At 70.7% G+C, this 16,620-nt stretch carries 15 protein-coding genes; 1 reads left to right on the forward strand and 14 read right to left on the reverse strand.

Annotation, left to right across the window (positions count from 1 at the left end; genetic code table 11):
* Positions 1–67 precede the first annotated feature (67 nt).
* From nuoK to B4N89_RS11800, 12 genes are all read right to left on the reverse strand, one after another.
* The gene (nuoK, locus tag B4N89_RS11740) at positions 68–367 is read right to left on the reverse strand and encodes an NADH-quinone oxidoreductase subunit NuoK (RefSeq protein WP_020549317.1); all 300 of its coding nucleotides are present in this window, start codon (positions 365–367) and stop codon (positions 68–70) included.
* The gene (locus tag B4N89_RS11745; RefSeq protein ID WP_414646416.1) at positions 364–1,344 is read right to left on the reverse strand and encodes an NADH-quinone oxidoreductase subunit J; all 981 of its coding nucleotides are present in this window, start codon (positions 1,342–1,344) and stop codon (positions 364–366) included. Before B4N89_RS11745 ends, nuoK begins: the two co-directional genes overlap by 4 nt.
* Before the next feature lie 8 nt (positions 1,345–1,352).
* On the reverse strand, positions 1,353–1,937 hold the full coding sequence (gene nuoI, locus B4N89_RS11750; RefSeq protein WP_101897063.1) for an NADH-quinone oxidoreductase subunit NuoI: 585 nt from the start codon (positions 1,935–1,937) through the stop codon (positions 1,353–1,355).
* Positions 1,938–1,941: 4 nt separating this feature from the next.
* Positions 1,942–3,273, reverse strand: a complete 1,332-nt coding sequence (nuoH, locus tag B4N89_RS11755) for an NADH-quinone oxidoreductase subunit NuoH (protein ID WP_078979294.1) — start codon at positions 3,271–3,273, stop codon at positions 1,942–1,944.
* A gap of 11 nt (positions 3,274–3,284) precedes the next feature.
* Positions 3,285–5,840 (reverse strand): NADH-quinone oxidoreductase subunit G, encoded by a 2,556-nt coding sequence (locus tag B4N89_RS11760; RefSeq protein WP_078975805.1) that lies wholly within the window; start codon positions 5,838–5,840, stop codon positions 3,285–3,287.
* Position 5,841: 1 nt separating this feature from the next.
* Positions 5,842–7,179 (reverse strand): NADH-quinone oxidoreductase subunit NuoF, encoded by a 1,338-nt coding sequence (gene nuoF / locus B4N89_RS11765; protein WP_078975806.1) that lies wholly within the window; start codon positions 7,177–7,179, stop codon positions 5,842–5,844.
* The gene (nuoE, locus tag B4N89_RS11770; RefSeq protein WP_078975807.1) at positions 7,176–8,054 is read right to left on the reverse strand and encodes an NADH-quinone oxidoreductase subunit NuoE; all 879 of its coding nucleotides are present in this window, start codon (positions 8,052–8,054) and stop codon (positions 7,176–7,178) included. Before nuoE ends, nuoF begins: the two co-directional genes overlap by 4 nt.
* Positions 8,051–9,388, reverse strand: coding sequence for an NADH-quinone oxidoreductase subunit D (locus B4N89_RS11775; RefSeq protein WP_078975808.1), 1,338 nt, complete (start codon positions 9,386–9,388; stop codon positions 8,051–8,053). Before B4N89_RS11775 ends, nuoE begins: the two co-directional genes overlap by 4 nt.
* Positions 9,388–10,137 (reverse strand): NADH-quinone oxidoreductase subunit C, encoded by a 750-nt coding sequence (locus tag B4N89_RS11780; protein ID WP_078975809.1) that lies wholly within the window; start codon positions 10,135–10,137, stop codon positions 9,388–9,390. Before B4N89_RS11780 ends, B4N89_RS11775 begins: the two co-directional genes overlap by 1 nt.
* A complete protein-coding gene (locus B4N89_RS11785) occupies positions 10,134–10,799 on the reverse strand; it encodes a NuoB/complex I 20 kDa subunit family protein (RefSeq protein ID WP_235618577.1) in 666 nt (221 codons plus the stop codon). Before B4N89_RS11785 ends, B4N89_RS11780 begins: the two co-directional genes overlap by 4 nt.
* A gap of 86 nt (positions 10,800–10,885) precedes the next feature.
* Positions 10,886–11,245, reverse strand: a complete 360-nt coding sequence (locus B4N89_RS11790; RefSeq protein WP_078975810.1) for an NADH-quinone oxidoreductase subunit A — start codon at positions 11,243–11,245, stop codon at positions 10,886–10,888.
* 2,745 nt (positions 11,246–13,990) lie between these two features.
* A complete protein-coding gene (locus tag B4N89_RS11800; RefSeq protein WP_078975812.1) occupies positions 13,991–14,434 on the reverse strand; it encodes a MerR family transcriptional regulator in 444 nt (147 codons plus the stop codon).
* 58 nt (positions 14,435–14,492) lie between these two features.
* On the opposite strand from B4N89_RS11800, the gene B4N89_RS11805 reads away from it, so the two are divergent.
* On the forward strand, positions 14,493–15,464 hold the full coding sequence (locus tag B4N89_RS11805; protein ID WP_078975813.1) for an SDR family NAD(P)-dependent oxidoreductase: 972 nt from the start codon (positions 14,493–14,495) through the stop codon (positions 15,462–15,464).
* Positions 15,465–15,537: 73 nt separating this feature from the next.
* On the opposite strand, the gene B4N89_RS11810 is transcribed toward B4N89_RS11805, so the two are convergent.
* Both B4N89_RS11810 and B4N89_RS49740 read right to left on the reverse strand, forming a co-directional pair.
* Positions 15,538–16,314: a phosphotransferase gene (locus tag B4N89_RS11810; RefSeq protein ID WP_078975814.1), complete on the reverse strand. Its 777-nt coding sequence runs from the start codon at positions 16,312–16,314 to the stop codon at positions 15,538–15,540.
* Positions 16,311–16,469: a hypothetical protein gene (locus tag B4N89_RS49740; RefSeq protein WP_161500696.1), complete on the reverse strand. Its 159-nt coding sequence runs from the start codon at positions 16,467–16,469 to the stop codon at positions 16,311–16,313. Before B4N89_RS49740 ends, B4N89_RS11810 begins: the two co-directional genes overlap by 4 nt.
* Positions 16,470–16,620: the final 151 nt, after the last annotated feature.

A 16,620-nucleotide genomic window follows, 5' to 3' on the forward strand; every position in this document is an offset into this window, starting at 1 on the left:
GCCGCCGCCCTCGTTGGCGAGCAGGGCGCCGGAGGCCAGGGAGGAGGTTTCGATCACCGGTTCCGACCTACCACTTCATGAGGCTGGCGTCGTCGACCGAGGCCGAACGGCGGCTGCGGAAGATGGCGATGATGATGGACAGTCCGACCACGACCTCGCACGCGGCGACGACCATCGTGAAGAACGCGATGATCTGGCCGTCGAGGTTGTCGTGCATGCGGCCGAACGTCACGAACGCGAGATTGCAGGCGTTCAGCATCAGTTCGACGCACATGAACACGACGATCGCGTTGCGCCGGAGCAGCACCCCGGCCGCGCCGATGGTGAACAACAGCGCGGACAGGTACAGGTAGTTCACCGGGTTCACGAGCGCCCCTCCTTCGAACCGGCGCCGGCGCCGACCTCGTCGCCCGAGCCCGGGTCGGGGTCCTCGTGCTCGTGGCGGGCGGTGGGCACCGGCGCGGACGCGGGCGCGTCCGACTCGTCCGGCCACGCCTCGTCGTCATCGTCGGCACCCGCGCTCTCCAACGCGGCCACGCTGTGCACGGCCTCGGCGCTGACGTCGCGGATCTGACCGCGCGCCCGCAGCGTGCCGTTGACCGACAACTCCGAGATGCTGCCGTCGGGGAGCAGCGCGGGTACGTCCACCGCGTTGTGCCGGGCGTACACCCCGGGCGTGGGCAGCGGGGCGACCTGCTTGTTGTCCCGCACCCGCTCCTCGGACAACTCGCGCTGGGTCTTGCGCGGCACCAGGCGCTCGCGGTGCGCGAGCACCATCGCGCCGACCGCCGCGGTGATCAGCAGCGCGCTGGTCATCTCGAAGGCCCAGATGTACTTGGTGAAGATCTGGTGCGCCAGGCCCTGCACGTTGCCCTGGGAGACCGCGCGCAGCGCCTCCTCGTCGGTCTCCGCCGGATACACCGGGCGGCTGCCGGCCGACTTGGTCGCCAGCGCGGTGAAGTGGGTGATCGAGGCGTTGGCGATGGCCGACGTAAGCAGGATGCCGAAGCCCAGGCCGAGCCCGGCGGCGGCGATCCGCTGACCCTTGAGGGTCTCCTTGAGCGAGTCCACCGAGGAGACGCCGACCAGCATCAGCACGAACAGGAACAACATCATGATCGCGCCGGTGTACACCACGATCTGCACGATGCCCAGGAACACCGCGCCCTGGGCCAGGTAGAAGATCGCCAGGCACATCATCGTGGTGACCAGCGCGAGCGCGCTGTGCACCGCCTTCTTCATGAAGACGGTCGCCAGGGCGCCGATCAGCGCGACGGCCGCGAGCACCCAGAACTGCAGCGCCTCGCCGGTGGAGGTCTTGGTGACCTCGGCCGCGAAGTCCATTCCGGGGCTCATCGGCCCGCCTCCGTCCCCTGCGCGCCCGCCTCGGCCGGCTCACCGGACCGTCCCTGGGTCACCGTGCCGGGTGCGGCGCCGGTGACCTTGCCCAGGTAGTAGTCGGTGTCGGTGGTGCCCGGGTACATCTCGTGCGGCGCGGGAACCATGCCCTCGTACAGCGGCGCGAGCAGCTGTTCCTTGGTGAAGATCAGGCTCGCCCGGCTGGTGTCGGCGAGCTCGAACTCGTTGGTCATGGTGAGCGCCCGGGTCGGGCACGCCTCGATGCACAGACCGCAGAAGATGCAGCGCAGGTAGTTGATCTGGTAGTTGCGGCCGTACCGCTCACCGGGCGAGAAACGTTCCTCGTCGGTGTTGTCGGCACCCTCCACGAAGATCGCGTCGGCGGGACACGCCCACGCGCACAGTTCGCAGCCGATGCACTTCTCCAGGCCGTCGGCGTACCGGTTGAGCTGGTGCCGGCCGTGGAATCGCGGTGCGGTGACCTTCTTCTCGTACGGGTAGTACTCGGTGTTCGCCTTCTTGAACATCGTCGCGAAGGTGACACCGAACCCCGCGACCGGTCCGAGGAACTTGGGCACGGGTCTATGCCTCTCCTTCAGTGCGGTCGGCCGGGAGCTCCGCCGCCGGCGCGCCGACCGGCTCCGGTCTGCGCACGTTGCGGCGCGGCACCGGCGGGAGTTGCTGGCCCGGCATGGGCGGTACGGGGAACCCGCCCGCCATCGGGTCGAACGTTTCGGGACCGGCCGCCTTGGCGGCGGCCTCCTCGTCCGCGTCCTTGTTCGGGGTGACCGCGTCCCACAGGATCGACAGCAGGAGCAGGGCGACCACGCCGCCCGCCACCCACAACACGATCCGGGACTGCTCGTAGCCCTCGTTCTTGAGCGCGCGCACGGTGGCGACCAGCATCAGCCACACCAGCGAGAGCGGGATCAGCACCTTCCAGCCGATCTTCATGAACTGGTCGTAGCGGAACCGGGGAAGCGTGCCGCGCAGCCAGATGAAGACGAAGATGAACGCCTGGACCTTGAGGAAGTACCACAGGAACGGCCACCAGCCGGAGTTGGCGCCGTCCCACACCGCGGTGATCGGCCAGGGGGCCAGGTAGCCGCCGAGGAACAGGGTGGTCGCCAGCGAGCTGACCACGACCATGTTCACGTACTCGGCGAGGAAGAACAGCGCGAACTTCAGCGACGAGTATTCGGTGTGGAAGCCGCCGACCAACTCGCCCTCGGCCTCGGGCAGGTCGAACGGCGCCCGGTTGGTCTCGCCGATCATCGCGACCACGTAGATGATGAACGAGACCGGCAGCAGGACCGCGTACCAGGTGTCCTGCTGCGCGGCGACGATCTCCGAGGTGGACATCGAGCCGGAGTAGAGGAACACCGCCGCGAAGGACAGTCCCATCGCGATCTCGTACGAGATCATCTGGGCCGAGCTGCGCAGCCCGCCGAGCAGCGGGTAGGTCGAGCCGGAGGACCAGCCCGCGAGCACGATGCCGTAGATGCCCACGGACGCGACCGCGAGGATGTAGAGGACCGCGACCGGCAGGTCGGTCAGCTGCAGGTGCGTGCGGTGCCCGAAGATGGAGACCTCGGGGCCGAAGGGGATCACCGCGAACGCCATGAACGCCGGGACCATCGCCACGATCGGCGCGATGATGTAGACGGCCTTGTCGGCGCCCTTGACGGTGATGTCCTCCTTGAGCGCGAGCTTCACGCCGTCCGCGAGGGACTGGAGCAGGCCCTGCGGGCCGGTGTACTTGGGCCCGATGCGCATCTGCATCCAGGCCACGACCTTGCGTTCCCACCAGATCGCGAACAGCGTCATGACGACGCAGAACGCGAAGATGAGCACCGCCTTGAGCAGGATCAGCCACCAGACGTCGGTACCGAACCCGACCGCGGCGAGCTGCATGCCGCTGTCCGTCACCGCTCCTCCTCATGAACGTGTGCGGTCCGACCGTTGAGGCCGGTGTTGTCGGGCGGGCCCTCCGCGTGCGCGAAGTCGAGCACCGCCGGGCGGATGCGGACCACCTCGCCGGGGGCGACCCGCAGTGCGCGACGCACCGGCGAGCCGGGCGAGTTCGCGGGCAGGAACACCACGCGCTCGGTCATGTCGGTGATGCGCAGCGGCAACGTGACCTCCCCGTGCAACGAGGTCACGGTGACGCCGCCGCCGTCCTCGGCGCCGATCTCGGCGGCCGTGGACGCGCAGAGCCGGACCACCGGCGCACGCCGGGTGCCCGCCAGATGGGGTTCGCCGTCCTGGCCGCGCCCCTCGTCCAGGAGCAGGCGCCAGGAGGCGAGTACGGCCTCGCCCGCGCCGGGGCGCGGGAGTTCGCGGGCGCGGCCCTCGGGGGCCGGTCCGCGGTCGCCGGTCCACCGGCCGAGTCGGCGCAGCTCGCGCCGGGCGGCGGTGAGCGAGGGCAGCTCGATCGGGGTGCCCTCGCGCTGTTCGGCCATCGCCTCGGCGATCGCGTCCAGCACCCGCAGGTCGGACATGACCGCGGCCAGGTCGCCGGTGAGCTGGTCCTTCTTCAACACCGTGGCGAACGGGCGCTCCCGGCCCTCCCAGTCGACGAAGGTGCCGGGCTTCTCGGCGGCGGCGGCGACGGGGAAGACCACGTCGGCGCGTTCGGTGACCGCGCTGTGCCGCAGTTCGAGGCTGACCACGAAGCGGGCCGCGTCCAGGGCGACCAGCGCGGCGGCCGGGTCGGGCAGGTCGTCCACCTCGACGCCGCCGACCACGAGCGCGGCCAGGCGCTGTTCGCGGACGGCGGTCAGGATCGCGGTGGTGTCCAGGCCGTAGCCGGCGGGCAGCGCGGCGACCCCCCAGGCGGCGGCCACCTCGGCGCGGGCCTCGGGGTGGTCGACCGGCCGGCCGCCCGGCAGCAGGTTGTACAGCGCGCCCGCGTCCGCCGCGCCGCGCTCGCCCGCGCGCCGGGGCACCCAGGCGAGTCGGGCGCCGGTGCGTGCGGCCAGCGCGCTCGCCGCGGCGAGGGCGCCCGGCACGCCGGCGAGGCGTTCGCCGAGCAGCACCACCGCGCCCGGCTTGCGCAACACCTCGGCCGCGCCGCGAGCGAGTTCGCCGGTGACCTCCGGGTCGGCGAGGGCGGAGAGCCATTCGGTCTCGGTGCCGGGTGCGGCCCGCAGCAGGGTGCCGCCCATCCGGGTCAGCCCGGAGGAGGCGAACGGCGCGACGCCGTACACCTTCAGGCCCTTGCGGGAGGCCTTGCGCAGCCGCAGGAAGACGATCGGCGACTCGTCCTCGGGCTCGAAGCCGACCAGGAGCACGCCGGGGGCCTTCTCCAGGTCGGCGTAGGTGACCCCGAGCCCGGTGCCGGCCACCCGCTGGGCCAGGAACTCGGCCTCCTCCGCGGAGTGTTCGCGGGCACGGAAGTCGATGTCGTTGCTGTCCAGCGCGACCCGGGCGAACTTGCCGTAGGCGTACGCGTCTTCGAGCGTGGCCCGGCCGCCGACCAGGACCCCGGCGCTGCCGCGTGCGGCGGCGAGCCCGCGCGCGGCCACGCCCAGTGCCTCGGACCAGGACGCGGGAACCAGTTCGCCGCTCTCCTCGTCTCGGATCAGTGGGGAGGTGAGCCGGTCCTGACGGGTGGCGTAGCGGAACGCGAAGCGGCCCTTGTCGCAGTTCCATTCCTCGTTGACCTCGGGCTCGTCGCCCGCGAGCCGGCGCAGCACCTTGCCCCGGCGGTGGTCGGCGCGCAGCGAGCACCCGGACGCGCAGTGCTCGCACGTGGTCGGGGAGGACACCAGGTCGAACGGCCGGGCGCGGAAGCGGTACGCGGCCGAGGTGAGGGCGCCGACCGGGCAGATCTGGATGGTGTTGCCGGAGAAGTAGGACTCGAAGGGCTGCTTCTCGTAGATGCCGACCTGCTGGAGCGCGCCGCGTTCGATCAGCGCGATGAACGGGTCGCCCGCGACCTGCTCGGAGAAGCGGGTGCAGCGGGCACAGAGCACGCAGCGCTCGCGGTCGAGCAGTACCTCGGAGGAGATCCGCAGCGGCTTGGGGAAGGTGCGCTTGACCTCGGTGAAGCGGGAGGTCGCCCGGCCGGCGCCCATCGCCTGGTTCTGGAGCGGGCATTCGCCGCCCTTGTCGCAGACGGGGCAGTCCAGGGGGTGGTTGATCAGCAGCAGCTCCATCACCCCGTCCTGCGACTTCTTCGCGACCGGTGAGGTGAGCTGGGTGCGCACGACCATGCCGTCGGTGACGGTGGTGGTGCAGGAGGCGAGCGGTTTGCGCTGTCCCTCGACGTCGACCAGGCACTGCCGGCAGGCGCCGACCGGGTCGAGCAGCGGGTGGTCGCAGAACCTGGGGATCTGGATGCCGATCAGCTCGGCGGCCCGGATCACCAGGGTGCCCTTGGGCACCGAGACGTCGATCCCGTCCACCGAGATGGTGACGAGGTCCTCCGGCTTGGGGGCCGGCGGACCACCCGCGGGGGTGTTGGTCGTGACTGTCATGTCAGCTGTGCGCTCCTGCCCCGGTGGAAGCGGGGGCCGTCGTCGCCCACGCGGTGGATGCCGCGGTGTCGAACGGACAGCCGCCGTGCTCGAAGTGCGCCAGGTATTCGTCGCGGAAGTACTTGAGCGAGGACTGGATCGGGCTCGCCGCGCCGTCGCCGAGGGCGCAGAAGGACTTGCCGAGGATGTTGTCGGCGACGTCGAGCAACGTCTCCAGGTCCTCCTCGGTGCCCTCGCCGTGCTCCAGGCGGGTGAGCAACTGGGTGAGCCAGTAGGTGCCTTCGCGGCACGGGGTGCACTTGCCGCAGGACTCGTGCTCGTAGAACTCGGTCCAGCGCAGCACCGCGCGCACCACGCACACGGTCTCGTCGAAGATCTGCAGCGCCTTGGTGCCGAGCATGGATCCGGCCGCGCCGACGCCCTCGTAGTCGAGCGGCACGTCCAGGTGCTCGTCGGTGAACATCGGCGTGGAGGAGCCGCCGGGCGTCCAGAACTTGATCCGGTGCCCGGCGCGCACCCCGCCCGCCAGGTCGAGGAGTTGGCGCAGCGTCACGCCGAGCGGGGCCTCGTACTGGCCGGGCCGGGTGACGTGTCCGGACAGCGAGTACAGGGTGAACCCGGGCGACTTCTCCGAGCCCATCGAGCGGAACCACTCGACGCCCTTGTTCAGGATCGGCGGCACCGAGGCGATCGACTCGACGTTGTTCACGCAGGTGGGCGACGCGTACAGACCGGCCACGGCGGGGAACGGCGGGCGCAGTCGGGGTTGGCCCCGGCGGCCCTCCAGGGAGTCGAGCAGCGCGGTCTCCTCGCCGCAGATGTACGCGCCGGCGCCCGCGTGCACGGTGAGTTCGAGGTCGAAGCCCGAGCCGAGCACGTTCTTGCCGAGGTAGCCGGCCGCGTACGCCTCGCGGACCGCGTTGTGCAGTCGGCGGAGCACCGGGACGACCTCGCCGCGGACGTAGATGAAGGCGTGCCCCGAGCGGATCGCGTAGGACGCGATGATCACGCCCTCGATCAGCACGTGCGGGTTGGCGTACATGAGCGGGATGTCCTTGCAGGTTCCCGGCTCGGATTCGTCCGCGTTGACCACGAGGTAGTGCGGCTTGCCGTCGTTTTGCGGGATGAAGCCCCACTTCATGCCGGTGGGGAAGCCCGCGCCGCCGCGACCGCGCAGACCGGAGTCCTTGACGGTCTGGATCACCTCGTCGGGGTGCATGGCCAGCGCCTTGCGCAGGCCGTCGTAGCCGCCGCCGCGGCGGTAGGTGTCCAGCGTCCACGGCTGGTGCTCGTCCCAGTTGGCGGAGAGCACGGGGGTGAGGAGGGAGGGCTCGGTCACGGCGCCTGGTCCCCGTCCTGGTCGGGCGCGTTCCCGGCGGGAGGCGCGGGGTGGGCCGGGTCGGACTCGGCGGTGCGCGCCGGCGCGTCGTGCGAACTCGGGGCGGGTGGTGTCTCGTTCGCGCCGCCCGGGGTCGCGCTTCGGGAACCGGGCACGGTCGCGGTCGTGGACCGGGGGGCGTCGTCGGTGTGCGTGCCGTTGGCGATCCGCAGGCCGACCAGGCTGGCCGCGCCGCCGGCGCCGCCCTCGTCCACCGCGCCGGGGCGCTCGTCGGGGAAGCCGGCCAGGATGCGCGAGGTGTCGCGGAAGGTGCACAGGCGGGCGCCGCGGGTGGGTACCGCGTCCTTGCCGGCGCGCAGGTCGTCGACGAGTTCCCTGGCCGACTGCGGGGTCGCGTCGTCGAAGAACTCCCAGTTGACCATCACCACGGGCGCGTAGTCGCAGGCCGCGTTGCACTCGATGTGCTCCAGGGTGACCACGCCGTCGGCGGTGGTCTCCTTGTTGCCGATCCCGAGGTGGTCCTTCAGGCTCGCGAAGATCTCGTCGCCGCCCATCACCGCGCACAGCGTGTTGGTACACACGCCGACGTGGAAGTCGCCGCCCTGGCGCCGCCGGTACATCGTGTAGAAGGTGGCGACGGCGGAGACCTCGGCGGTGGTCAGGCCGAGGATGTCGGCGCAGAACTCGATGCCGGTGCCGGTGACGTAGCCCTCTTCGGCCTGCACCAGGTGCAGCAGCGGCAACAGCGCCGAACGGGACTGCGGGTAGCGGCCGATCACCTCCTTCGCGTCCACCTCCAGGCGCGCGCGCACCTCGGGCGGGTACGGCGGAGCCGGCTTCGCCGGGGGCATCGGCATGCCCAGGTCCGTACTCATCGGTCGACACCTCCCATGACGGGGTCGATCCCCGCCACTGCCACGATCACGTCCGCCACCTGGCCGCCCTCGCACATCGCGGCCATGGCCTGCAGGTTGTTGAAGGAGGGGTCGCGGAAGTGCACGCGGTAGGGGCGGGTGCCGCCGTCGCTGACCGCGTGGACGCCCAGTTCGCCCCGGGGTGATTCGATCGCGCTGTAGACCTGTCCCGGCGGCACCCGGAAGCCCTCGGTCACCAGCTTGAAGTGGTGGATGAGGGATTCCATCGAGGTGCCCATGATGTTCTTGATGTGCGCCGGCGAGTTGCCCAACCCGTCGGTGCCCAGAGCCAGTTGCGCGGGCCAGGCGATCTTCTTGTCGGTCACCATGACCGGTCCGGGGGCCAGCCGGTCCAGGCACTGCTCGACGATCCGCAACGACTGCTTCATCTCCTCGATGCGGATCAGGTACCGCCCCCAGGAGTCGCAGGTGTCGGCGGTGGCCACGTCGAACTCGTAGGTCTCGTAGCCGCAGTACGGCTGCGTCTTGCGCAGGTCGTGCGGCAGGCCGGTGGAGCGCAGCACCGGGCCGGTCAGCCCGAGGGCCATGCAGCCGGCGAGGTCGAGGTAGCCGATGCCCTGGGTGCGGCCCTTGAAGATGGCGTTGTCGTTGAGCAGCAGTTCGTACTCGTGGATCCGGCCGGGGAGGATGTCGACCAGCTCGCGGATCTTGTCCACGGCGCCGGGCGGCAGGTCCTGGGCCAGGCCGCCGGGGCGGATGTAGGCGTGGTTCATCCGGAGCCCGGTGATCATCTCGAAGACGTCGAGGATCAGTTCGCGGTCGCGGAACCCGAAGGTCATCACGGTGAGCGCGCCGATCTCCATGCCGCCGGTGGCCAGGCAGACCATGTGCGAGGAGATCCGGTTGAGTTCCATCAGCAGGACCCGGATCACCTGCGCGCGCTCGGGCACCTGGTCGGTGATGCCGAGCAGCTTCTCCACCGCGAGGCAGTAGGCCGTCTCGTTGTGCAGCGGCATCAGGTAGTCCATGCGCGTCACGAAGGTGACGCCCTGGGTCCAGGTGCGGAACTCCAGGTTCTTCTCGATCCCGGTGTGCAGGTAGCCGATCCCGCAGCGGGCCTCGGTGACGCTTTCCCCGTCGATCTCCAGGATCAGCCGCAACACGCCGTGTGTGGACGGGTGTTGCGGGCCCATGTTGACGACGATGCGCTCTTCGGCGTCCGCCGCGGCCTGGACCACTTCGTCCCAGTCGGAGCCGGTGACCGTGTAGACCCGGCCCTCGGTGGTCTCCCGCGCGTGCGCGGCGGATGGGGGTGTCGTTGTCTGATCGGACATCAGTTGTACGACCTCCGCTGGTCGGGCGGCGGGATCTGGGCGCCCTTGTACTCGACGGGCACGCCGCCGAGCGGGTAGTCCTTCCGCTGCGGGTGGCCGGGCCAGTCGTCCGGCATGAGGATGCGCGTGAGCGCGGGGTGGCCGTCGAAGATCAGGCCGAAGAAGTCGTAGGTCTCGCGCTCGTGCCAGTCGAGCGCGGGATACACGCTCACCAGGGACGGGACGTGCGGGTCCGCGTCGGGGGCGGTGACCTCCAGCCGCAGTGCCCGATTGTGGGTGATCGAGCGCAGGTGGTAGACCGCGTGCAGCTCGCGGCCGGCCTCCTGGGGGTAGTGGGTGCCGGACACGCCGGTACACAGCTCGAAGCGCAGCGCCGGGTCGTTGCGCAGGATCAGCGCGACCCGGGGCAGCGACTCGCGGCGCACGTGGAAGGTGATCTCGCCGCGGTCGACCACGACCTTCTCGATCGCCTGGTCGAACTCGATGCCGGCCTCCGCGAGGGCGCCGGAGAGTTCGTCGGCGACGAGGTCGAACTCGCCCTCGCCGTCCGCGGTTCCGCGCGGGCCGCCGTAGGGGCGGGCGGCGGCGCCGGGGAAGGCGACGGTACGGACGAGCTTGCCGTAGCCGGAGGTGTCGCCGGAGTCGCGCGCGCCGAACATGCCGCGACGCACGGCGATGGGCTCGGCGTCGGCGTCGGCCGGGACGGGGAGCTGGGCCTTCTCCTCGGGGGTGCTGCCGGGGACGGTCATCGGGCGCCCCCGTCGGTGGTGTGGCCGGTGTGCGCGTGGCCGGTGTGCGCGTGGTGCGCGGGCGCGTGGCCGACCGGGATGCCGGGATCGAGTTCGTGGGCGCCGCGTCGGGCGCTCGCGGGAAGCATCTCGATGGTGGGCAGCGCCTTCATGGCGGCCTGTTCGGCGGCGCGGGCGGCCTTCTCGCGGTTGACGCCCAGCGGCATCGCCTGGATCTCCTCGCGGAGCTTGATGATCGCGTCCATCAGCATCTCGGGCCGGGGCGGACAGCCGGGGAGGTAGATGTCCACCGGCACCACGTGGTCGACGCCCTGGACGATCGCGTAGTTGTTGAACATGCCGCCCGACGAGGCGCAAACGCCCATCGACAACACCCACTTGGGGTTGGGCATCTGGTCGTAGATCTGCCGCAGGACCGGCGCCATCTTCTGGCTGACCCGACCGGCGACGATCATCAGGTCGGCCTGGCGCGGCGAGGCCCGGAAGACCTCCATGCCGAAGCGGGCCAGGTCGTAGCGGCCGGCGCCGGTCGCCATCATCTCGATCGCGCAGCACGCGAGTCCGAACGTGGCCGGCCAGAACGATCCTTTGCGGAAGTAGCCGGCCAGCCCTTCCACGGTGCTCAACAGGAAGCCGCTGGGCAGCTTCTCCTCGATACCCACGCGGATGCCCTCTCTCCGTCAGTCGTTGGGGGAAGCCTGGGCTTGGCTGATCGGGCCCTCGGTGTGTGTCCGTGCCATGTCGTCGGTCAGTCCCACTCCAGGCCGCCGCGCCGCCAGAGGTAGGCGTAGGCGACGAAGACCGCGGCCACGAACATGACCATTTCGACGAGACCGAACATCCCGAGGGAGTCGAAGTAGACGGCCCACGGGTAGAGGAAGACGATCTCGATGTCGAAGACGATGAAGAGCATCGCCGTCAGGTAGTACTTGACCGGGAATCGCCCGCCGCCGACCGGCTGCGGGGTCGGCTCGATGCCACATTCGTAGGCCTCGAGCTTGGCCCGGTTGTAGCGCTTGGGCCCGGTGAGCGCCCCCATCACGAGGGAGACCACTCCGAAGGCCAGGGCAATGCCCCCGAGCACGAGGATCGGCGCGTACAGGTTCACCGCGCTCCCATCTCCCTTCTCAGTCCCCCGAAGCCACGCATGTGACCGGGTTCACAAGCTGCCGGAACGGCGCCCATCCTAGGCCCCTTCCGATGTGATCTGCGACACGGGTAGAGAATGATCATGGTGTGATCTTCACCACCTGATGATCGATCAGAAACGGTTGCGTGCAGCCAAAAATCACACAGGGTGAGAAATAGGGGAGCCTAAACGGTTCGCCACTCACGGACGATGTTGATCATGGGAATCGCCTATACCACCCGTTCACAAGCTCATCAAATTTGGCCGATGATGATCGGTTGTGATAGCCGATCCGTCCGGTTGGCCGCCCGTGGTCACCGAGTGCAACCACGAAAGGGGCCCGGGAGACGACTCCGGACGGCCTCGTGACGGCCTCGTGAACCGACGGACACAGTCCCGCTGCGGTCGGGACGGGGGTCTTGACGGGGGCGAGCGGCGGGGGTCCGGGTGGGTGGGGACGGGTTGGGTGGATTGGGTCAGGTCGGGAGGGATTCGTCGGGGAACTTCCCGAGTGGGCCGGGATGATTCCGGCCGGCGCTGCGCTTCGGTCGCGTGGGTGGTGCGGGGTTGGTCCGGCTCGAAGGGGTGGCCGCTGGCGGCGCTCGGGGCTCCGAGACGTGGGGGCCCGACGAGACGGGTGCTTTGGTCGGCGAAAACCGGCTGGCAACGGGGGCAGGGAGGGCAGTCGGGTCGGGTCCTTCGGGGAGCCTTCCCGAGTGGGCCGGGCGCTTTCGGCGCGCGTCGCGCTTGTGGTTGCGGGTGGGTGGTGCGGGGTTGGTCCGGCGCCAGAGGTCGGCCGCCGCCAGCGCTCGGGGCTCCGAGGCGTGGGGGTCTCGACGAGACGGGTGCCTTGGTCGGCGAAAACCGGCTGGCAACGGGGGCAGGGAGGGCAGTCGGGTCGGGTCCTCCGGGGAACCTTCCCGGTTGGGGTGGCTGGTTCACGGCACACGTCGCGCTTGTGGTTGCGGGTAACAAGTGCGGGGTTGGTCCGGCTCGAAGGGGTGGCCGCCGCCAGCGTTCGGGGCTCCGAGACTCGGGGCTCGCGACGAGACGGGCGTCTTGCTCACTGAAAACCGGCTGGCAGCGGGGGCAGGGAGGGCAGTCGGGTCGGGTCCTTCGGGGAGCCTTCCCGAGTGGGCCGGGCGCTTTCGGCGGGCGTGGCGCTTGTGGTTGCGGGTGGGTGGTGCGGGGTTGGTCCGGCTCGAAGGGGTGGCCGCCGCCAGCGTTCGGGGCTCCGAGACGTGGGTCTCGACGAGACGGGCATCTTGCTCACCGAAAACCGGCTGGCAGCGGGGGCAGGGAGGGCAGTCGGGTCGGGTCCTCCGGGGAGCCTTCCCGAGTGGGCCGGGCGCTTTCGGCGGGCGTGGCGCTTGTGGTTGCGGATGGCCGGTGCGGGGTTGGTCCGGCTCGAAGGGGTGGCCGCCGCCAGCGTTCGGGGCTCCGAGACGGGGGGTCTCGACGAGACGGGTGCCTTGGTCGGCGAAAACCGGCTGGCAACGGGGGCAGGGAGGCGGCCCGGTCGAGTTCTCCGGAGAGCCTTCCCGGGTGGGCCGGGGCGGTTCGGGGGCGTTGGGAGGGGAGTTGAGGTTCGAAACCGGATCGCGATGGGTGGTTGTGCGCTTCGAGCTTCGTTGACCTGCGGCTCTGTAACGTCGAGGTGGAAAGTCGGGCGTCGAGTGCCGGTTTCATGTGCTCGGGCTCCCTCAGCGCCGGAGGGGAGACCGGAATTGCCCGATCGGCGTCGGCTTGGAGCGCTGCGACCCCACGGGGGCCGCCAAGGAGACCAAAAGTGCCCAATAGGCGCCTAAACCGGATCCCGAGGAACCCGAATCAGCCGCCGCTCGCTCTGACCTGCGGTTTCTCCCACGCGAAGGCTCCGGCACCCCACGGGATCCGGGTTCGTGAACCTTCGTCACCCACATGCCAACGCCCGCCGGGAACGCCCGACCCACCCGGGAACGCTCCCCGGAGGACCCGACCCGGCCGCCCTCCCTGCCCCCCGCTGCCAGCCGGTTTTCGGTGAGCAAGACGCCCGTCTCGTCGCGAGCCCCGAGTCTCGGAGCCCCGAGCGCTGGCGGCGGCCGACCTCTGGCGCCGGACCAACCCCGCACTTGTTACCCGCAACCACAAGCGCGACGTGTGCCGTGCACCAGCCACCCCAACCGGGAAGGCTCCCCGGAGAACCCGACCCGGCCGCCCTCCCTGCCCCCCGCTGCCAGCCGGTTTTCGGTGAGCAAGACGCCCGTCTCGTCGCGAGCCCCAAGTCTCGGAGCCCCGAGCGCCGGCGGCGGCCGACCTCTGGCGCCGGACCAACCCCGCACCAGCCACCCGCAACCACACGCGCCACGCCCGCCGAAAGCGCCCGGCCCACTCGGGAAGGCTCCCCGGAGAGCTCGACCCGGCCGCCCTCCCTGCCCCCCGCTGCCAGCCGGTTTTCAGTGAGCAAGACGCCCGTCTCGTCGCGAGCCCCAAGTCTCGGAGCCCCGAGCGCCGGCGGCGGCCGGCCCCTGTCACCGGACCAACCCCGCACCACCCACCCGCAACCACAAGCGCCACGCCCGCCGAAGACACCCGACCCACCCGGGAAGCAACGCCGGCGAGCCCGGCCTCGACCCCGACCGGGTCGTCCCCCGATTCCGTCGTTGACGTGCCTGGCGGAGGGGCAACTGCCGTGTCGGCCAGCGAAGGTGGAGCTCATCCATTTCGGCCGGGCCGGTCCCGCCCTCAGCCCCTCGGGGCCCACAGGCCGCCTGCTTTGCCTTGTGCCAGGTGGTCGGCGTAGAGGTCGACCTTCCAGGTGATGACGGAGCGGCATTCCTCCAGTGCGCGGATCTGGGCGTCCACGCGTCGGCGGTGGGTGTCGAGCAGGGCCAGGCGTTCCGCTTCGTTGCCCGGCCCCTGGCGGACCAGTTCGGCGAAGCGTTCCAGCTCGGCGAGTGGCATGCCGGATTCGCGGAGTTTGACGCAGATCAGGAGCCAGTCGACGTCGAAGGAGGTGTAGCGCCGCCTGCCACCCGGCGTGCGCAGGACGGGGCCGACCATCAGGCCCTCGCGTTCGTAGAAGCGCAGGGCATGCACGCTCAGGCCGGTGCGTTCGGCCACCTCGCCGATGCCGAACGACTGCGTGGCCGGTTGGGTGCTCGGCCGCGTGGTCGGCTCTGTGGTCATGCCCCGGCTCGCTCTCCAACTTGATCTAGACCTCGCTCTAGATCGTAGCGTCGGCGACATGACGATCACCGCTCAGCAACCCCTCGGCTCACCCTTCTCCGCCGCCACCCGCGCCTCGGACATCGTGGCCGACCGCGACCTGTCCGGCAGAACCGCCGTGGTGACCGGGGGCTACTCCGGCCTCGGCCTGGAGACCGCCCGGACGCTGGCGGCGGCACGGGCCAGGGTCATCGTTCCGGCCCGTCGTCCCGATGTGGCCCGGGCCGCGCTCCAGGGGGTACCTGGCTGCGAAGTCGTCGCCATGGACCTGACCGACCTGGGCAGTGTGCGGTCGACTGCCGCGCACATCCGCGAATCCGTCGACCGGCTCGACCTGCTGATGGCCACCGCCGGGGTCATGGCCATCCCGGAGCGACGCGTCGGGCCCGGCTGGGAAGGCCAGTTCGCGGCCAACCACCTCGGGCACTTCGCCCTCGCGTGCGAGTTGTATCCGCTCCTAGTCGCCGCCGGCGGCGCTCGTGTCGTCGTCAACAGCTCTGCCGGACACACCCTGACCGGCATCCGTCGGCACGACCCGCACTTCCGGACCGGCTACGACAAGTGGTTGGCCTACGGTCAGTCCAAGACCGCCAACGCCCTCTTCGCCGTGCACCTCGACGTGCTCGGACGCGACGACGGCGTCCGCGCGTTCGCGCTGCATCCGGGCAAGATCATCACCGGTCTGCAGCGCGAGATGGCGCTACAGGAGCAGATCGATCGCGGCTGGGTGGACGAGCACGGCAATGTGATCGGGGCCGGCTTCAAGACCGCTTCCCAGGGCGCCGCCACCGGGGTGTGGGCCGCGACGTCCCCGCTCCTCGACGGACGGGGCGGGCTCTACCTCGAAAACTGCGACATCGCCCGCGTCTCCACACCCGACGAGCCCATGGACGACGGCGGCGTGCGCGCGTACGCCATCGACCCCGACGAGGCCGCGCGTCTCTGGGACCTCTCCGTCGCCGCGACCGGAGCCCCGCCCATCACCCGATGACATCGCCCACGCCGCCGCCGAGCGAGGGCCGCCCGGGTGGCGGGCGGTGCTCGCTCGACGGCGCCGCCCGGGGTCAGCGGGCGATCGGGGCGTCCACCAGGTCGGTCCACCACAGGACTCGGCCCCCGTGGTGGCCGATCATCGCCTCGGCGAGGGTGCGGCGGGCGGTGTGTGGGGTGCGGCGCCATTCCGGGAAGCGCCACATCCAGCGGCGGACCTCGTCGAGATCGTGGTTCGCGCGCAAGAGGTTGGCGCCGACGAAGGCGATCTCCGCCCACCGGGGGCCGAGCGCCACCCGGCCCCAGTCGACGACGGAAAGCCTGCCGTCCGGGCGGATGAGCATGTGGCCCGAGATCAGGTCGGTGTGCAGCAGGCGGTTCCCGCACAGCGCACTCGCCCGGCCGGGAGGCAGGTGTTCACGCAGGCGGCCGACGAGGGTGGGCAATCCGGCGCTGCGTCCCGGCTGGATGCGGCCGATGCGGTCGATGGCGCCGACCACTTGGACGAAGTCGGCCGAGCCGAGCCGGAACCGGAGCGGCCGGCCCTCGATGTGCTCGAACACGAGTACGCGCCACCCGTCGACGGTGCCGTGTCGAAGCAGCCGCGGCGAAAGCACCCCGGTGACGGCGCTCGCCGCGATCTCGCTGGTCTGGGCGCGGGCGGCAATCGGCGCACCGGCTTCCTCGGCGACCTTCACGAACACCCGACCGGTGGGCGTGGTGACGGTCGCGACGAACGAACTCCCGTGCGGCCCGGCACTCCGCACCACCGACCGCACGGGCCCGGCGAGCGATTCGACGAACACCCCCACACGCGGAGGCAGTTGCGCCCAGCGATAAACCCCGCTCATCCCACCTCCCGCACGAATCCGCACCCCGACACGATCCGCGGCCCGGACTCCCGCACCGCCGGCCCGGACAACGGCACCGCCTCCACCACCCGCCCGGCCCGATCGATGCGCCACAACCCCCGCACCACGCCCGCCAGTTGCTTATCAAGGTCCAAGGGCACCAAGTGCCCAGTCGGACACAGATACGGCGACCGCCCAACCTCGATCGGCTGCACCACCGCAACCCGCTCCGACGCAACCGGAAGCGCCACGACAGTGCCCTCCGGCAACTCCGCATGCCCATCCACATGCCGAACGCGCGATCCG

The sequence above is a fragment of the Embleya scabrispora genome (assembly GCF_002024165.1).
GTDB lineage: Bacteria > Actinomycetota > Actinomycetes > Streptomycetales > Streptomycetaceae > Embleya > Embleya scabrispora_A.